This is a genomic window from Collinsella sp. CLA-JM-H32B (genome assembly GCF_040098065.1).
Classification (GTDB): Bacteria; Actinomycetota; Coriobacteriia; order Coriobacteriales; family Coriobacteriaceae; genus Collinsella.
In genome coordinates this window covers 189,417-202,907 of record NZ_JBBNNA010000002.1, presented here as the reverse complement: position 1 = coordinate 202,907, position 13,491 = coordinate 189,417, and the positions used below count along the sequence as shown (strand labels likewise).

Here is a 13,491-nt window from a genome sequence, read left to right as displayed (position 1 = left end):
CTCGACGCAGCAGGAGCCGACAAAACAATCGGTACTATACGCGCATTGGGTGCGTATTTCCAGAAAAACCTCGTCTGCCTGCACAACTCCACAACTCCCCCGCACAAATGGGTCCCAAACAGCAGTTGCGGTGAAATAGGGACTGTTTGGCAACCTAACAGGCTTAAACAATCCGTATTTCACCGCAACTTATTGGCGGGGATGCGACTAGCGTTTGCGGGGGACGAGTTTGGTGCGGCGCAGGTGGATCATCTCGGCGGCGATGGAGATGGCGATCTCCTCGGGGTCCTCGGCCTCGATGGCAACGCCGATCGGCAGGTGCAGCTCGTTGATTTGCTCCTGCGTAAAGCCCTCCTGCTCCAGGCGGGCGCGCACAAAGGCCGTCTTTCGGCGCGAGCCCAAGCAGCCCAGATAGGCGGGTTTGGCGCGCATGGCCTGGATCACCACGTCGATATCGGACTTGTGGCCCGCCGTGGCGACCACCACCAAGTCGCGCGGACCGATGGGGCACTGCTTGCCCAGGTTCTTGTAGTCGACCAGACGACGGTCGTAGACACCGGGCACCCATTCGGGGGTCAGCGTGCCGGGGCGGTCGTCGCAAGCCACGACGGCAAAGCCCGCCGCCGTGAGCACGCGCGCCGTCGCGGCGCCCACGTGTCCGCAGCCAAAGATGTAGGTCAGGCCCTCGGGGCAGAGCGTCTCGATGTGCGCCGCGGGAATCTCAGAGGCAGCGTTGGTGTAGGTGACGTTACTCCCCTCCTCCACCAGTGAAAGCCCGGGGCAGCCCGCAATGGTATGGCGCGATGCCTCGCCATGGTACTCGGCCACATCGCCCTCGAGCGCGCTCGCGATAAACGGCTCAAAGTCGATGACGAAGTCGCCGATGCGCCGATACGCCAAGACGTCGGCAACCGACTGGAACAACGGCACCTGCGATACATCCAGGTGCAGATAGCACAGGCAGATGGCTCCGCCGCAGATCATGCCGGTATCGGAGTTCTCGCCGCCCATGGTGTAGCGGACCAGACGCGATTGCCCTGCGGCCAGCAGCTCGCGCGCCTCGTTCAGCGCAAAGAGCTCGATCTTGCCGCCGCCGATGGTGCCCGCTTGGCTGCCATCGGCAAAGACGGCCATCCAGGCGCCCACGCCGCGCGGCGATGACCCTGCCGTGCCGGCAACTACCACCAGCTCGCACGTCTTACCGGCCTTCAGAGCACCAAGCGCTGCATTCACCACATCGAGCTTTTCCATTGCAATTTCCTATCCCTGGAACACACCGGTAAGCATAGCGAGTGCCTCCAGCACGCCGCCGCCGACCGACGTCGCCTTGTCCGAAATGTAGTTGATATAGCTGGCATCGCCGCGCGGATCGACGTCGGCACATTTAAAGCCCTCGGTCACCTGAACGCCGTCGGCCAAAAGACCGCGCAAGCAGCCGTCAATCTGCGTGACCATGGGCGTATCGCCCGCGTAGCCAATTACGTCTCCGCCGCTCACGATGTCGCCGATTGCGCGGTCGGACCGAAACACGCCGGCGGCGGGGCTGTGGATAACGCGCTCCTTGCCATAGCCGGCGATAATGCCCGGCACGCCTGTGTTGGGCTGGGGCGAACCTTGGGTAATGACACGGCCGAGAAAATGCCCGCGCATGGTCTCGACCACGGCGTCGCAGTCAACCGGCGCGGTAAAGCCCGGCCCCACGGCGATGACGGCAGGCGCCATGTCGCGCGTGGTGCCCAGGTTGCGCTTGGCCAAAATCGCGTCGACCACAGCCGCGGGTTTCAGCTCGCCGAGCATCTTGGCCTGGGGGTCCACCACGACGGCAACATCCCCCGCTTGGGTAATCTCGAGCGCCTCAGCCGGCGTCTGAGCCAAGCGAGCGCGAATGCCTTCGACCTCGACCTCGCCCAGGCGAATGGCCTCGCAAAAACTGATTGTGCGACGGATGCACGTGGGAATCGCAATATCGGCCATAACGACCGACATGCCGGCGCGCACCAAGCGAGCGGCGACGCCCGTGGCGATATCGCCGGCGCCGCGAACATAAACGAGCATTCCCGGGGCACCTCCCTGTGCTACGGTTTGAGCAGAGCAAAAGCGGTTCGACCGCACTCTGATGATTATTTATTATCACAGTATTATACGGCGGTGAACAGATGGAAACGGTTAGCGGCAATCTTGCCTCCGCGCTCAAGATCGAGCCGGGCATTACCGCAATTATCGGCAGTGGCGGCAAGTCGACATTGCTGAAGACGCTGGGCCTTGAGCTTATGCGCGCTGGCGGCCGCGTGCTCCTCTGTACCACCACGCACATGTTTCCCGTCGCCGGCGTGCCATGGGACGGGTCGAGCCGTCGCCTGGACGCCGCGCCTTGGAAGCCGGGGACCCTGCATGTTCCCGGCTGCACCTGCGAGGCATGCGCGGGCATGAACCGCGGAAGTATCTGCCAGGCGGGTGTTTTGGACCCGGAGACAGGCAAGCTCTCCGCCCCCGCCGAGCCGCTCAACGAGCTGGCACGGCGCTTTGACTATGTGCTGGCCGAGGCAGATGGCAGCAAGCGACTCCCGCTCAAAGCGCATGCCGCCTGGGAGCCGGTAATTCCCGCCGCCACGGCAAACGTTGTCTGGATCGTCGGCGCCTTGGGGCTCGGCAAGCCCATCAACGAAGCCGTCCACCGCCCCGAGCTCTTTTGCGAGCGCTGCGGTTGCGAGGCCACCGACACTGCCACCCCAGAGCGCGTCGCCATGGTGCTCAATGCCGAGCTACGGATGCTGAACCTCAGCAATGCCCGCATCATGCTCAACCAAGTCGACACGCTCAGCGACCCGGCTATGGCCGATCGCTTCGAGACAGCCCTCGGCCGCTCCGTCGTCGCCACCAGCCTCAAATAGCCGGCGCTGCCCCAGCAGACCTATAAGTTGCGGTGAAATAGTTCCTGAAACGGCCTATTTGGCGGCTAAACAGGAACTATTCCACCGCAACTGCGGAGGGGAATCCGGTGATCTTCCTGCTAGCGGGGGACGTAGCGGCCGGGTTGGGCTCCGGTAGGCTCGCCGTCGCGCGCAGCCAGCACGCCGTTCACAAACACAGCCTTGGCGCGGCCGTGTGCCTCAAAGCCCTCGAGCGGCGTGTAGTCCACGGCCTGATGCTGCGTCGCGGCACTGATCGTCCAACGAGCGCTCGGATCCCACACGCACACGTCGGCATCGGCGCCCTCGGCAAGACAGCCCTTGCGCGGATACATGCCAAAGACGCGCGCCGGGTTCTCGCTCATCAAGCGGCACAGATCCTCGGGGCCCAGTTGCCCCTCAAAGCTCGTGGCAATCGCGACGGGACGATGCTCCACACCGGGCCCGCCGTTGGGAATCGCACGGAAATCGTCGCGCCCGCGGTCCTTTTGCCCATGCAGGTTAAAGCTGCAGTGGTCGGTCGCAATCGTATCGATCTCGCCGGCCACAAGCGCCTCGCGCAGAGCCGCACGGTCGCCGGCATGGCGCAGCGGCGGACTCATCACATATTTGGCACCCGCAAAGCCGTCCTCACCCTGCTCCAAGTAGCAAGTATCGTCGAGCATCAGATACTGAGGGCAGGTCTCGACATAGATATTCTTCTGCCCGCGCGCCTTGGCGGCACGGATGGCCTCGAGCCCCAGCTTGGTCGAAAGGTGCACCACGTTGACCGGAGCGTCCCCGGCCAAGTGCGCCAGATACAGCAGACGGCTCACGGCCTCGGCCTCGCACACGTCTGGACGGCTGAGCGCATGGCCCTCGGGCCCGTGAATACCATGCTCAAACACGCGCTTCTGCAGTTCATTCACCAGCGTGCCGTTCTCGCAATGCACGCACAGGATACCGCCCAGGCGCTTGAGCTCCTCGAGCACCTCGAGCGTCTCGGCATCGTCCAGGCGCAGATGATCGTAGGCAAAGTAGGTCTTGAACGACGATACGCCCGCCTCGCGCATGGCCGAAAGGTCGACGCGATTGCGCTCGTTCCACTCGGCGAGCGCCATATGAAAGGCGTAGTTAGCCGTGCAGGTTCCGTCGGCACGGCGATGCCACTCGGCCAAGGCATCGGGCATGGTCACGCCGCGATCGGCCGTCGCGTAGTCCACAATGGTCGTCGTACCTCCACAGGCAGCCGCGCGCGTGCCGGTCTCAAAGCTATCGGCTGTCCAATCCATGCCGGTCCAGCACTGCATGTGCGTGTGGCCGTCGATAAAGCCGGGAAACACCCAGCAGCCCGCGGCATCCTCGACGGTATCGCCCTCGGCTGGCTCAATCGCCCCGGCGATCCGCACGATCTTATCGCCATCCATGGCAAGATCAGCGCGGCGAAGCCCCTGGGGCGTCACGAGCGCGCCGTTTTTGATGATGATCATAATTGCTCCTTATTGATTGATGCTGTTGGCCACGCGATCAAAATACGAGCAGGCGGCGATATGCTCCGTTATGCGTCGCTGTCCCTTGGCGGTATCGACGTCCCACAGCTCGTAGGCACGCGCATCGACCAGCACCACGTCGGTACGGTCCATAAGGATCGAGCCGCCGCCGTCCTTGCCCTCAAGACACATAAGTGCATCGAACAGTTCTGCCGGAAAGAGCACCGGGCTCGAAGGCTCACCGTTGCACGCAAGACGCACCGGATGCTTGCGGCCACGCTCGTCAAATGCACGAACCATGGCATCAAAAGAATCCGAACTCACGAGCGGCTGGTCGCCCGGCAAAAAGAGGCAACCTTTCCAGTTGCGTTCGACTCCCCACGAAAGGCCCGCACGGACGCTTTCGCTGCGCAGCTCGCCATCGTGCAGCACGCACGGGCAATGCTTGTCCTCGCAAATCCGGGCGACCTCGGGCCAACGCGTCGAAACCACGACGTCAAAGCCCCGGGGAACCGAATCGATGGTCCGGGCAATCAGCGGCTCGCCATAGATATCGGCGAGCATCTTGTTAGAGCCAAACCGCTTGCCCTCGCCCGAAGCCATAATGACGCAACCGAGTTTCATCTCCGCAAACCTCCCCTGGCTGCCTTGGACACCATAGTTGCTATACCCACCATAGCAAGCTCGCACTCCGTCGGAACAGGCACGCACTCGTTTTCCAGCGAACGCCCCTTGGCTCTCCATAGCACAAAGGAGGGCGCCCCGCGACGCAGGGCACCCTCCTCAATGGTGCAGATATGCCTACTCAGCGTCGCCGGTAAACGTGGTACCGGTCTTGCCGGCAAGACCGTCACGCGCCTTCTCGAGCAGCGTGATGAGCGCCGTGCGGCCCGGCTTGCTCTCGGCAAACGTCGAGGCGGCCTGGACCTTGGGCAGCATGGAGCCACGACCGAACTCGTTGGCCTCGGACAGACGCTTAACATCGGCAGCGCTCAGTGTGTCGAGCCACTGCTCGTGGTCGGTGCCAAAGCCAATGGCAACCTTCTCCACGGCCGTCAGGATAATCAGGGCATCGGCATCGAGCTGCTCGGCGAGCTTCTCGGCCGCAAAGTCCTTATCGATGACGGCGGCAGCGCCCTTAAGGTGGTTGCCCTGGGCCTTGGTGACGGGAATGCCGCCACCGCCGCAGGAGATCACCACATGGTTGGACTCGACGAGCGACTTGATGGTGTCGAGCTCGACGATGTTCACGGGCTTGGGCGAAGCCACCACGCGACGGAAGCCCTGCTTCTCGTCGTGGATAAACTGGTAGCCGCGGTCGGCCTCCAGCTCCTTGGCCTCGGCCTCGCTCATCCACGGACCGATCGGCTTGACCGGGTCGGCAAAGGCCGGGTCGTCTGCCGCAACCTCGACCTGGGTGAGCACGGTGGCGACACCCTTGTCGATATTGCGGTCGAGCATTTCCTCGCGCAGGGCGTTTTGCAGGTCATAGCCAATGTAGCCCTGGCTCATGGCGCCGCAAACGGACAGCGGGCAGGGAATGTACTTCTGAGGGTTAGAGCGCGTGAGCTCGGCCATCGCGTTGGCGATCATGCCCACCTGGGGACCGTTGCCATGCACGACGACAACCTCGTTGCCCTCCTCGATCAGGTCGACGATGGCCTTGGAAGTCGTCTTGACGGCCTCCATCTGCTCGGGAAGGTTGGCGCCGAGGGCGTTTCCGCCCAGGGCGACAACAATACGCTTAGCCATTTCTCAGCCCAGCTTTAGGCCTGGAACCAACGGGCGGTGTTGCGCTCGTCGAGGGCCTTGAGGGTAGCGGCGGGATCGGCAACCTTCTGCAGGAACATCATGGCTGCGATGGCGTACGGCTTGTAGCTGGCCTCCTTGTACATGCCCACACGGTGCATGTCGAAGACGTCGGCGTTGACCTCGCCGTGCTCGCAGGAGACACCGGAGATGTCGGCGGGCAGCGGATGCATAAAGATGGTGTCCTGGCCGTTGGCAGTCTTCTCCATGAGCTCGGTCGTGGAGCACCAATCCTGATGCGTAGCGTTCTGAGCGAGCAGCTCCTTCTCGAGCGCTGCGATGCCGGCGTCGTCGCCCTCGGCGTACAGGTTGGTGCGTTTCTCCATGGCGGCAAACGGAGCCCAGCTCTTGGGGATCACGATGTCGGCGCCCTCGAAGGCCTCGGCCATGGTGTTGACCTGCTTAAAGGTGGTGCCGGACTCGGCGGCATAGCTCTTGGCGCGCTCGACGACCTCGGGCATGAGGTCGTAGCCCTCGGGGTGAGCCAGGGTGACGTCCATGCCAAAACGGGGCAGCAGGCTGATCAGCGACTGCGGGCAGGACAGCGGCTTGCCGTAAGAGGGCGAATAGGCCCAGGTGACGGCAACCTTCTTGCCCTTGAGGTTCTCGAGGCCACCAAACTCGTTGATGAGGTAGAGCATGTCGGCAGAGGACTGCGTGGGGTGATCGGAGTCGGACTGCAGGGAGATGAGCGTGGGACGGTGATCCAGAACGCCGTCCTCGTAGGCCTGCTGGACTGACTCGGAGACCTCAGCCATGTAGGCGTCGCCCTTGCCGATGTACATGTCGTCGCGGATGCCGATGACGTCGGCCATGAAGGAGATCATGGTAGCGGTCTCGCGGACGGTCTCGCCGTGAGCGATCTGGGACTTCTTCTCGTCCAGGTCCTGCAGCTCAAGGCCGAGCAGGTTGGCGGCCTTAGAGAAGGAGAAGCGCGTACGGGTGGAGTTGTCGCGGAACAGCGAGACGGCCAGGCCCGAATCGAAGATCTTGGACGAAACGTTGTTCTCGCGCAGCTCGCGCAGAGCGTCGGCGACGATGTAGAGCGCCTTGAGCTCATCGGTGGTCTTATCCCAGGTGTGCAGGAAGTCGCTGCCGTACATACCCTTAAAATCGAGGCCGTTCAGCTGCTCGACGAGCTCGGTAAACTTGGCGTCCATGTAAATGTCCTTTCTAAAGGTGAAACGATCGCAATGAGTAGATGCGCTCCGGCATGCGCGTGTGGCTAGAACATGCAGAGCGCTATGACGAGGACCCGCCACCGTCGAGGAAGCATGGGAGATAACGACCGCGGGCCCCAAGTCAACAGGAGGCGCCGGGGGCATAAACTGCCCCCGGCTCAACAAGATCGAGGAATGGGACTAGTCGATCTTGTTGTTGGTCAGACCGGCGCGGAACACGGTGGCATCGCCATCGGCCTGGCTCGGATCGTAGAGGTTCAGGGCAGCCACATACATGGCGGCAGCGGTGACCAGGTCGTCCTTGTAGGTAACCTCGTTGGGAGCGTGAGCCTGAGACTCGGCACCCGGGCCAAAGCCCACGCAGGGGATGCCGTAGCGGCCCTGGATGGAAACGCAGTTCGTGGAGAAGGTCCACTTGTCGCACAGCGGACGACCGGTGCGCTTGTCCATGCTGGGCTCGCAGCCGATGCGCTCGTCACCGAACATGGCCTTGTGGGCGTCGACGAGGGCCTTGACGTGCGGAGCGGTCTCCTTGTTGATCCACGTGGGGAAGTAAGCCTCGGTCTCGTAGACCTCGCCGGTCCAGGACGGACGGTCGTACATGTACATGGAGACCTTCACATCGTCGCCGTACTTCTTGGCGGCCGGCAGGTTGCGGATCTCGTCCAGGCAGGACTCCCAGGTCTCACCGGCGGTCATACGACGGTCGATGGAGATGGCGCAGGAGTCAGCGACAGCGCAGCGGCTGGGGCTGGTGTAGAAGATCTGGCTGACGGTGCAGGTGCCGCGGCCCAGGAAGCGGGCATCCTCGTAGTGCTCGGGGTTGTACTTGGGGTCGAGCATCTTGACGAGGCCCTTGATGTCGGTCGACTCGTCGCAGCCGTTGTTGTTGAGGGCGCGGACGTCGGCGATGATGTCGGCCATCTTGTAGATGGCGTTATCGCCGCGGTCGGGAGCGGAGCCGTGGCAGGAGGTGCCGTGAACGTCAACGCGGATCTCCATGCGGCCGCGGTGACCGCGATAGATGCCGCCGTCGGTGGGCTCGGTGGAAATGACGAACTCGGGCTTAATGCCGTCCTTGTTGTAGATGTACTGCCAGCACATGCCGTCGCAGTCCTCTTCCTGGACGGTGCCGACGACCATGATCTTGTAGCCCTCGGGGATGAGGCCCATGTCCTTCATCATCTTGGCAGCATAGGTAGCAGAAGCCATGCCGCCCTCCTGGTCGGAGCCGCCGCGGCCATAGATGATCTCGTCGGTCTCGTAGCCCTCATAGGGATCGGCGTCCCAGTTCTCGATGTTGCCGATGCCGACGGTGTCGATGTGGGAGTCGATGGCGATGATCTTGTCGCCCTCGCCCATAAAGCCCATAACATTGCCCAGGCCGTCGACCTTGACCTCGTCATAGCCAAGGCTCTCCATCTCGGCCTTGATGCAAGCGACGACCTCGCCCTCCTCGCAGGACTCAGAGGGATGGGAGATCATGGCACGCAGGAAGCGAGTCATATCAGCACGATGGGACTCAGCAGCAGCCTTGATAGCGTCGAAATCGAGTTCTTTAGCCATTGTTCATAACCTTTCAAACGAAGGAATCTACCTGTGAGGTGGCGGAGCGATACCTATTTACTCCGCCCCAACGATTAGCAAGTGGGGTATTCGCCTTCCCAGACGATGCGGCGATACTGGTCGGGGTCCGTGTCACCTTCCGTGGAGAAGCAGAGCACGGAGCTCGTCTTGTCCAGGCCGATGAGCTCCTTGAGCTCGGCGTACTCGGGATCGAGCATGAGGGTCTCGACCAGGCCGGTGGTCACCGCGCCGGACTCGCCGGAGATAACGCGCGGGTCGCCCTTCTCGGGAGCGCCCAGGGTACGCATGCCGCGAGCGGTAACCCAGTCGGGGCAGGACACGAAGGCGGTGGTGTGGTTGCGCAGGATATCCCAGCCCAGGATGTTGGGCTCGCCGCAGCACAGGCCGGCCATGATGGAGGGCATGTCGCCGTCCACGATGCGCGGGTCGCCGTCGCCGGCGGCAGCGCCCTTGTACAGGCAGGCGGCAGGTGCACACTCGACCACGACGAAGGTGGGCGGGTTATCGGGATACAGGTTGGTGAAGTAGCCCACCACGGCGCCAGCCAGCGAGCCCACGCCAGCCTGGACAAAGACGTGCGTCGGGCGGTTGATGGCCATCTCGCGCAGCTGCTCGGCAGCCTCGGAAGCCATGGTGCCGTAGCCCTCCATGATCCAGGACGGGATCTTCTCGTAGCCCTCCCAGGCGGTGTCCTGAACGATAACGCCGCGCTCGCAGGCGTCGGCCTCGGCGGCGGCCATGCGCACGCACTCGTCGTAGTTGACCTCTTCGATGGTCACCGTGGCGCCCTCGGCGGCGATGTTATCGAAGCGGGGCTTGGTGGAACCCTTGGGCATGTGCACGACGGCCTTCTGGCCCAGCTTGTTGGCAGCCCATGCCACGCCGCGGCCATGGTTGCCGTCGGTGGCGGTAAAGAAGGTGGCCTGGCCAAAGTCCTTGGCAAGCTGATCGGAGGTCAGGTAATCGAAGGTGCACTCGGCAACGTCCTTGCCGGTCTCGTCGGCAATGTAATTGGCCATGGCAAACGAACCGCCCAGAACCTTAAAGGCGTTGAGGCCAAAGCGATAGCTCTCGTCCTTAACGCACAGGTTGGACAGGCCCAGGCGCGCAGCCTGGCCGTCCAGGCGGGCAAGCGGAGTGACGGTATATTGAGGGAACGACTGGTGGAAGGCGCGGGCCTTCTTCACGTGGTCGAGGCTCATGATTCCCAAGTGCTTGTCATCGCTCTTGGGCATCGTGTTGCCCGCCCACTGGATCTTATCGGCCATACGGTGAACTCCTTAAGTCCTCTCTTGCCGGCCCCCGCATACGCGTTTCAGCCCATTCCCATTCATGCGACTGAACTTTTATGTGGATGCCAAACAAAAAGTTTGTTAGCACTGTTCTATCACACATTTTGATTGATAAACCTAACAAATTGTTTGTTGCCGTAATCGGTACCTTTTCGTCGCCGAACGGTTACATAACGCAGCGCCGCTTTCGTTATTTGCGAACAGGTGTGGTTTATGGCAAAGTGTGCCCAAACTAATTTTTAGGAAGGCACCCATGACCCACGCACAGATTGAGTTTTACAAGCGCCTTGCACACGGCCTGGCGCTCCAATTTGGCCCCAACTGCGAAGTCGTCGTCCACGACCTGGAAACCGAGGACGTGGACCACTCCATCGTAGTGATCGAAAACGGCCACGTCAGCGGGCGCAAACTGGGTGACGGCCCCAGCCATATTGTGTTTGAGTCCATGCACGAGGGCATCACCGACGTGCACGACCGCGAGCCATACCTCACCAAAACCACCGATGGCAAGCTGCTCAAGTCCTCGACCATCTTTATCCGCAACGACGAGGGCAAGCCCGTCGGCATTTTGGGCATTAACTTTGACATTACGCTCATGAAGGCTTTTGAGCGCTCGCTCGATGCCTTTACCGGCACCGGTGCCACGGGCTACACCGAGCCCGAGCCCATTACCAAAAATATCGGCGACCTGCTCGAAGATCTGCTGCGCGAGTGCGAGCAATACGTGGGCAAGCCTGCAGCCCTTATGACCAAAGATGAGCGCATTCGCGCCATTGGCTACCTCGACCGTCGCGGCGCCTTCCTCATTTCCAAGTCGAGCGAACGTGCCTGCGAGTTCTTTGGCATCTCTAAGTACAGCTTCTATAGCTACCTCAACGAGGCAAAGGCTGCCGCCGGCGACAAGTAGGCAACTCGGCCGGGTCGCCCCTCCTCTTTTGGGCGCGAGTTCCGAAATACACGAATCCAAGACTCGGCCGCAAGGCAAGTTCCATATAATCGATGAGATAGACAGTTCGAAAGGATGGAACAAGATGGGGTCGAGCAACGCATCACGCAACGGCCGCGGAGGCTTCGCTTCTGCCGCCAGGCATGCGAAACGCGCGTTTGACGAGGGCGAAGACGATCTGTTTGCGTTGAGCCTGGACGACGTGATGAGCGACCGCCCTTGGACCGCCGATGAACTCATGGGCGGCGGGGCTCGCTCGGCAGGTCCAAAGCCTACGTCGGCCGCCGCCCCCGCGCCGGCCACGACGCCCGCGCCGGCATCCGTGCCCGCAGATGACTTTGCCACCCGCCCCATCATGCAGGCACCGCGCCAGGCCGCCCCTACGCCCCGCCCCACCAGCGATCCGTCCGAGACGGCGGCGTTTCTTGCCGCGGCGACTCAGCGCCATGCGCCCAGCAGCACGCCCGCGTATGCCACCCCGCAGCAGCCGACATACGCGGCTCCCGAACCTCAGCCCGAACCCGAACTCGAGCCGCCCGTCATGGATCTGGACGACCTCGCCAACCGCCAGTTTGCCTTCGATTCCTGGGCCGCGGCCGACTTGGACGAGACCTCGGCCGGCATGCCGGCGCTCGATATTCCGGTCAACCCGCTGTTTGCAGCTGCCGAGGAGCGCGACTCCGATTACAACGAAACAGCAGCGTACAATAACCGCTTTGATGCCGCGCCCCGTGCCTCCCGCATTGAGACCGAGGGCTACGGATCCGCATCGAGCGCATACAATAACGGCCCGTTTGCCGACGCGTCCGCTCCCGAGCACAACAAGACCGGCGTAAAGGCCGCATCGACATCGTCGTATACCCGCGGCACCGACGACGAGCGCTTTGCCGACTACTACACCGAGGAAGAGCCGCCACACTTCTCCGAGTTTCCCCAAGCGGTAAAGATCGTCTTTATCGCAATTATCGTGGCCTTACTCGGCGTGATCGCATTTGAGGGATTCCAGCTATTCCGCGGCCCCACCGCGTCCGAATCGGCAACGCAGCAAAAAGAGGACGACAACCAGCACCTGGACATCAACACCCTCAAGGGCGACCCCAACGACGGAGACGAGTAGCGAGGGTCGGGGGCGGCTGAAGCGTCCGTATGTAGCACCAGCTTCTACGTGCTGTTTTGTCGTCCGGTTACACTTTTCCGGATGTTGAGACCGTCAGATTCGACACTTTTCCGTACTTTCTTACGGCCGATTTTGACACTTTTCCGAATTTAGGTCGAATAATCGCCGCGCAATCAAGCGCCGCCCGCGCGTCATTTCGTAGGCGGCGCTTGATTTGTGTCCGCGCATGCTGATAGACTCCATCGTGCCCGCAAGGAGCGGGCGGTTTTATCCAGAGTCGGGGTAGAGAGTTGGCTCCACGATCCCGACGCCAACCGGCCAAGAGGCACGGTGGCCCTGCCAACATCGATGAAAGGAGTCCGTATGGACAATTTCTCCGTGCGCAGCGAGCGCAACTTCCACAATCTGGCAGCCAAGCCAAAACGAATGCATTTCCTGGACAAGCCGAGCGGCTATGCCTCGGCCATGGTCAAGAGCAGCCTCTCCCATCAGATGCGCCTTACGGTGCAGGCGCTCGAGGAAGAGCTCTGCGTTGCCGGAGACCCTCACGTACTGCAGATCAAGTTGCTCGGAGATAACTCTAGTGAGCCGTCCAGTTGGATGCTCTTCGCCGACGGCGTTTGCGTTGCGGACGGATCGGGCGCTTTTGCACGCGAGTGCTTCTGCGAAGGCGCCGAGGTGTTTCTGGACCTGTGCCGCAACGCCGTCGACGCGGCCGAGCTGCGTCAGTGGAGCCAGAGGGAGTACGAGCTGCTGAGCGCGGCACGCGGGATCGCGATGGCGTAGGCAAACGCACCCGCCACGCGAGACCGAGACAACGTTGTTGGCAGGATTGTCCCTGCCTGACTCTTTGATTCCACGCCTGACCATATTGCCGTTCACCCGTTCGCCTCAACAGTCGCCAGCAATGCAACGCTATAATTCTGTAAACGCATTTGTATTGCATTTCGAGCGATGGGAGCGCAGATGCCCGATAGCTACAAGCAACTCATCAAGAGCAACCCCGACGAGACCGAGATCAGGAGCTTCCTGGTGGACGGCGACCAGGTCTCCGTGACCCTTCGCATCCCCGATACCCTGCGCGACGCTGCGAAGGAAGAGGCGGCCCTGCGGGGCATGAGCTTCTCCGCCTTCGTGCGCACGTGCATGATTGAAGAGCTCGCGAAGAAGGGGGCGTGAGC

At 62.1% G+C, this 13,491-nt stretch carries 13 protein-coding genes and 1 riboswitch; of the genes, 5 read left to right on the top strand and 8 right to left on the bottom strand.

What is annotated here, in order from left to right:
- Positions 1–207: 207 nt before the first annotated feature.
- Together AAA138_RS02905 and yqeB are read right to left on the bottom strand one after the other, a co-directional pair.
- Positions 208–1,251: an XdhC family protein gene (locus tag AAA138_RS02905; protein ID WP_349089493.1), complete on the bottom strand. Its 1,044-nt coding sequence runs from the start codon at positions 1,249–1,251 to the stop codon at positions 208–210.
- A 9-nt stretch (positions 1,252–1,260) separates the two neighbouring features.
- Positions 1,261–2,055: a selenium-dependent molybdenum cofactor biosynthesis protein YqeB gene (yqeB, locus tag AAA138_RS02900; protein ID WP_349089492.1), complete on the bottom strand. Its 795-nt coding sequence runs from the start codon at positions 2,053–2,055 to the stop codon at positions 1,261–1,263.
- A 101-nt stretch (positions 2,056–2,156) separates the two neighbouring features.
- Here yqeB and yqeC point away from each other — a divergent pair, with 101 nt between their 5' ends.
- On the top strand, positions 2,157–2,891 hold the full coding sequence (gene yqeC / locus AAA138_RS02895; protein WP_346979546.1) for a selenium cofactor biosynthesis protein YqeC: 735 nt from the start codon (positions 2,157–2,159) through the stop codon (positions 2,889–2,891).
- A 119-nt stretch (positions 2,892–3,010) separates the two neighbouring features.
- On the opposite strand, the gene hydA is transcribed toward yqeC, so the two are convergent.
- From hydA to dpaL, 6 genes are all read right to left on the bottom strand, one after another.
- On the bottom strand, positions 3,011–4,378 hold the full coding sequence (hydA, locus tag AAA138_RS02890; RefSeq protein WP_346979547.1) for a dihydropyrimidinase: 1,368 nt from the start codon (positions 4,376–4,378) through the stop codon (positions 3,011–3,013).
- A 9-nt stretch (positions 4,379–4,387) separates the two neighbouring features.
- Positions 4,388–5,002 carry a nucleotidyltransferase family protein gene (locus tag AAA138_RS02885; RefSeq protein WP_346979548.1) on the bottom strand — a complete coding sequence of 205 codons (615 nt, stop codon included), beginning with the start codon at positions 5,000–5,002 and terminating at the stop codon, positions 4,388–4,390.
- A 177-nt stretch (positions 5,003–5,179) separates the two neighbouring features.
- On the bottom strand, positions 5,180–6,130 hold the full coding sequence (gene arcC / locus AAA138_RS02880) for a carbamate kinase (RefSeq protein ID WP_349089491.1): 951 nt from the start codon (positions 6,128–6,130) through the stop codon (positions 5,180–5,182).
- Between the two features lie 14 nt (positions 6,131–6,144).
- Positions 6,145–7,347 carry a knotted carbamoyltransferase YgeW gene (gene ygeW, locus AAA138_RS02875; protein ID WP_195644111.1) on the bottom strand — a complete coding sequence of 401 codons (1,203 nt, stop codon included), beginning with the start codon at positions 7,345–7,347 and terminating at the stop codon, positions 6,145–6,147.
- Between the two features lie 201 nt (positions 7,348–7,548).
- A complete protein-coding gene (locus tag AAA138_RS02870; protein ID WP_195246774.1) occupies positions 7,549–8,934 on the bottom strand; it encodes a YgeY family selenium metabolism-linked hydrolase in 1,386 nt (461 codons plus the stop codon).
- A gap of 74 nt (positions 8,935–9,008) precedes the next feature.
- Positions 9,009–10,223 (bottom strand): diaminopropionate ammonia-lyase, encoded by a 1,215-nt coding sequence (gene dpaL / locus AAA138_RS02865; protein WP_055252227.1) that lies wholly within the window; start codon positions 10,221–10,223, stop codon positions 9,009–9,011.
- 277 nt (positions 10,224–10,500) lie between these two features.
- On the opposite strand from dpaL, the gene AAA138_RS02860 reads away from it, so the two are divergent.
- From AAA138_RS02860 to AAA138_RS02845, 4 genes are all read left to right on the top strand, one after another.
- Positions 10,501–11,154, top strand: coding sequence for a helix-turn-helix transcriptional regulator (locus AAA138_RS02860; RefSeq protein WP_349089490.1), 654 nt, complete (start codon positions 10,501–10,503; stop codon positions 11,152–11,154).
- A 124-nt stretch (positions 11,155–11,278) separates the two neighbouring features.
- Complete coding sequence (locus AAA138_RS02855) at positions 11,279–12,310, top strand: hypothetical protein (RefSeq protein ID WP_349089489.1); 1,032 nt, start codon at positions 11,279–11,281, stop codon at positions 12,308–12,310.
- Positions 12,311–12,574: 264 nt separating this feature from the next.
- Positions 12,575–12,665, top strand: a riboswitch (SAM riboswitch).
- 8 nt (positions 12,666–12,673) lie between these two features.
- On the top strand, positions 12,674–13,096 hold the full coding sequence (locus AAA138_RS02850) for a hypothetical protein (protein ID WP_349089487.1): 423 nt from the start codon (positions 12,674–12,676) through the stop codon (positions 13,094–13,096).
- Between the two features lie 180 nt (positions 13,097–13,276).
- Complete coding sequence (locus tag AAA138_RS02845; RefSeq protein WP_233506695.1) at positions 13,277–13,489, top strand: YlcI/YnfO family protein; 213 nt, start codon at positions 13,277–13,279, stop codon at positions 13,487–13,489.
- Positions 13,490–13,491 lie beyond the last annotated feature (2 nt).

Bases quoted from the DNA above. Each gene is read 5' to 3' on its own strand.
- arcC (WP_349089491.1), bottom strand. From the start codon at position 6,130: ATGGCTAAGCGTATTGTTGTCGCCCTGGGCGGAAACGCCCTCGGCGCC.
- yqeB (WP_349089492.1), bottom strand. From the start codon at position 2,055: ATGCTCGTTTATGTTCGCGGCGCCGGCGATATCGCCACGGGCGTCGCC.
- AAA138_RS02850 (WP_349089487.1), top strand. From the start codon at position 12,674: ATGGACAATTTCTCCGTGCGCAGCGAGCGCAACTTCCACAATCTGGCA.
- dpaL (WP_055252227.1), bottom strand. From the start codon at position 10,223: ATGGCCGATAAGATCCAGTGGGCGGGCAACACGATGCCCAAGAGCGAT.
- AAA138_RS02855 (WP_349089489.1), top strand. From the start codon at position 11,279: ATGGGGTCGAGCAACGCATCACGCAACGGCCGCGGAGGCTTCGCTTCT.
- AAA138_RS02885 (WP_346979548.1), bottom strand. From the start codon at position 5,002: ATGAAACTCGGTTGCGTCATTATGGCTTCGGGCGAGGGCAAGCGGTTT.
- AAA138_RS02870 (WP_195246774.1), bottom strand. From the start codon at position 8,934: ATGGCTAAAGAACTCGATTTCGACGCTATCAAGGCTGCTGCTGAGTCC.
- AAA138_RS02860 (WP_349089490.1), top strand. From the start codon at position 10,501: ATGACCCACGCACAGATTGAGTTTTACAAGCGCCTTGCACACGGCCTG.
- AAA138_RS02845 (WP_233506695.1), top strand. From the start codon at position 13,277: ATGCCCGATAGCTACAAGCAACTCATCAAGAGCAACCCCGACGAGACC.
- ygeW (WP_195644111.1), bottom strand. From the start codon at position 7,347: ATGGACGCCAAGTTTACCGAGCTCGTCGAGCAGCTGAACGGCCTCGAT.
- AAA138_RS02905 (WP_349089493.1), bottom strand. From the start codon at position 1,251: ATGGAAAAGCTCGATGTGGTGAATGCAGCGCTTGGTGCTCTGAAGGCC.
- hydA (WP_346979547.1), bottom strand. From the start codon at position 4,378: ATGATCATCATCAAAAACGGCGCGCTCGTGACGCCCCAGGGGCTTCGC.
- yqeC (WP_346979546.1), top strand. From the start codon at position 2,157: ATGGAAACGGTTAGCGGCAATCTTGCCTCCGCGCTCAAGATCGAGCCG.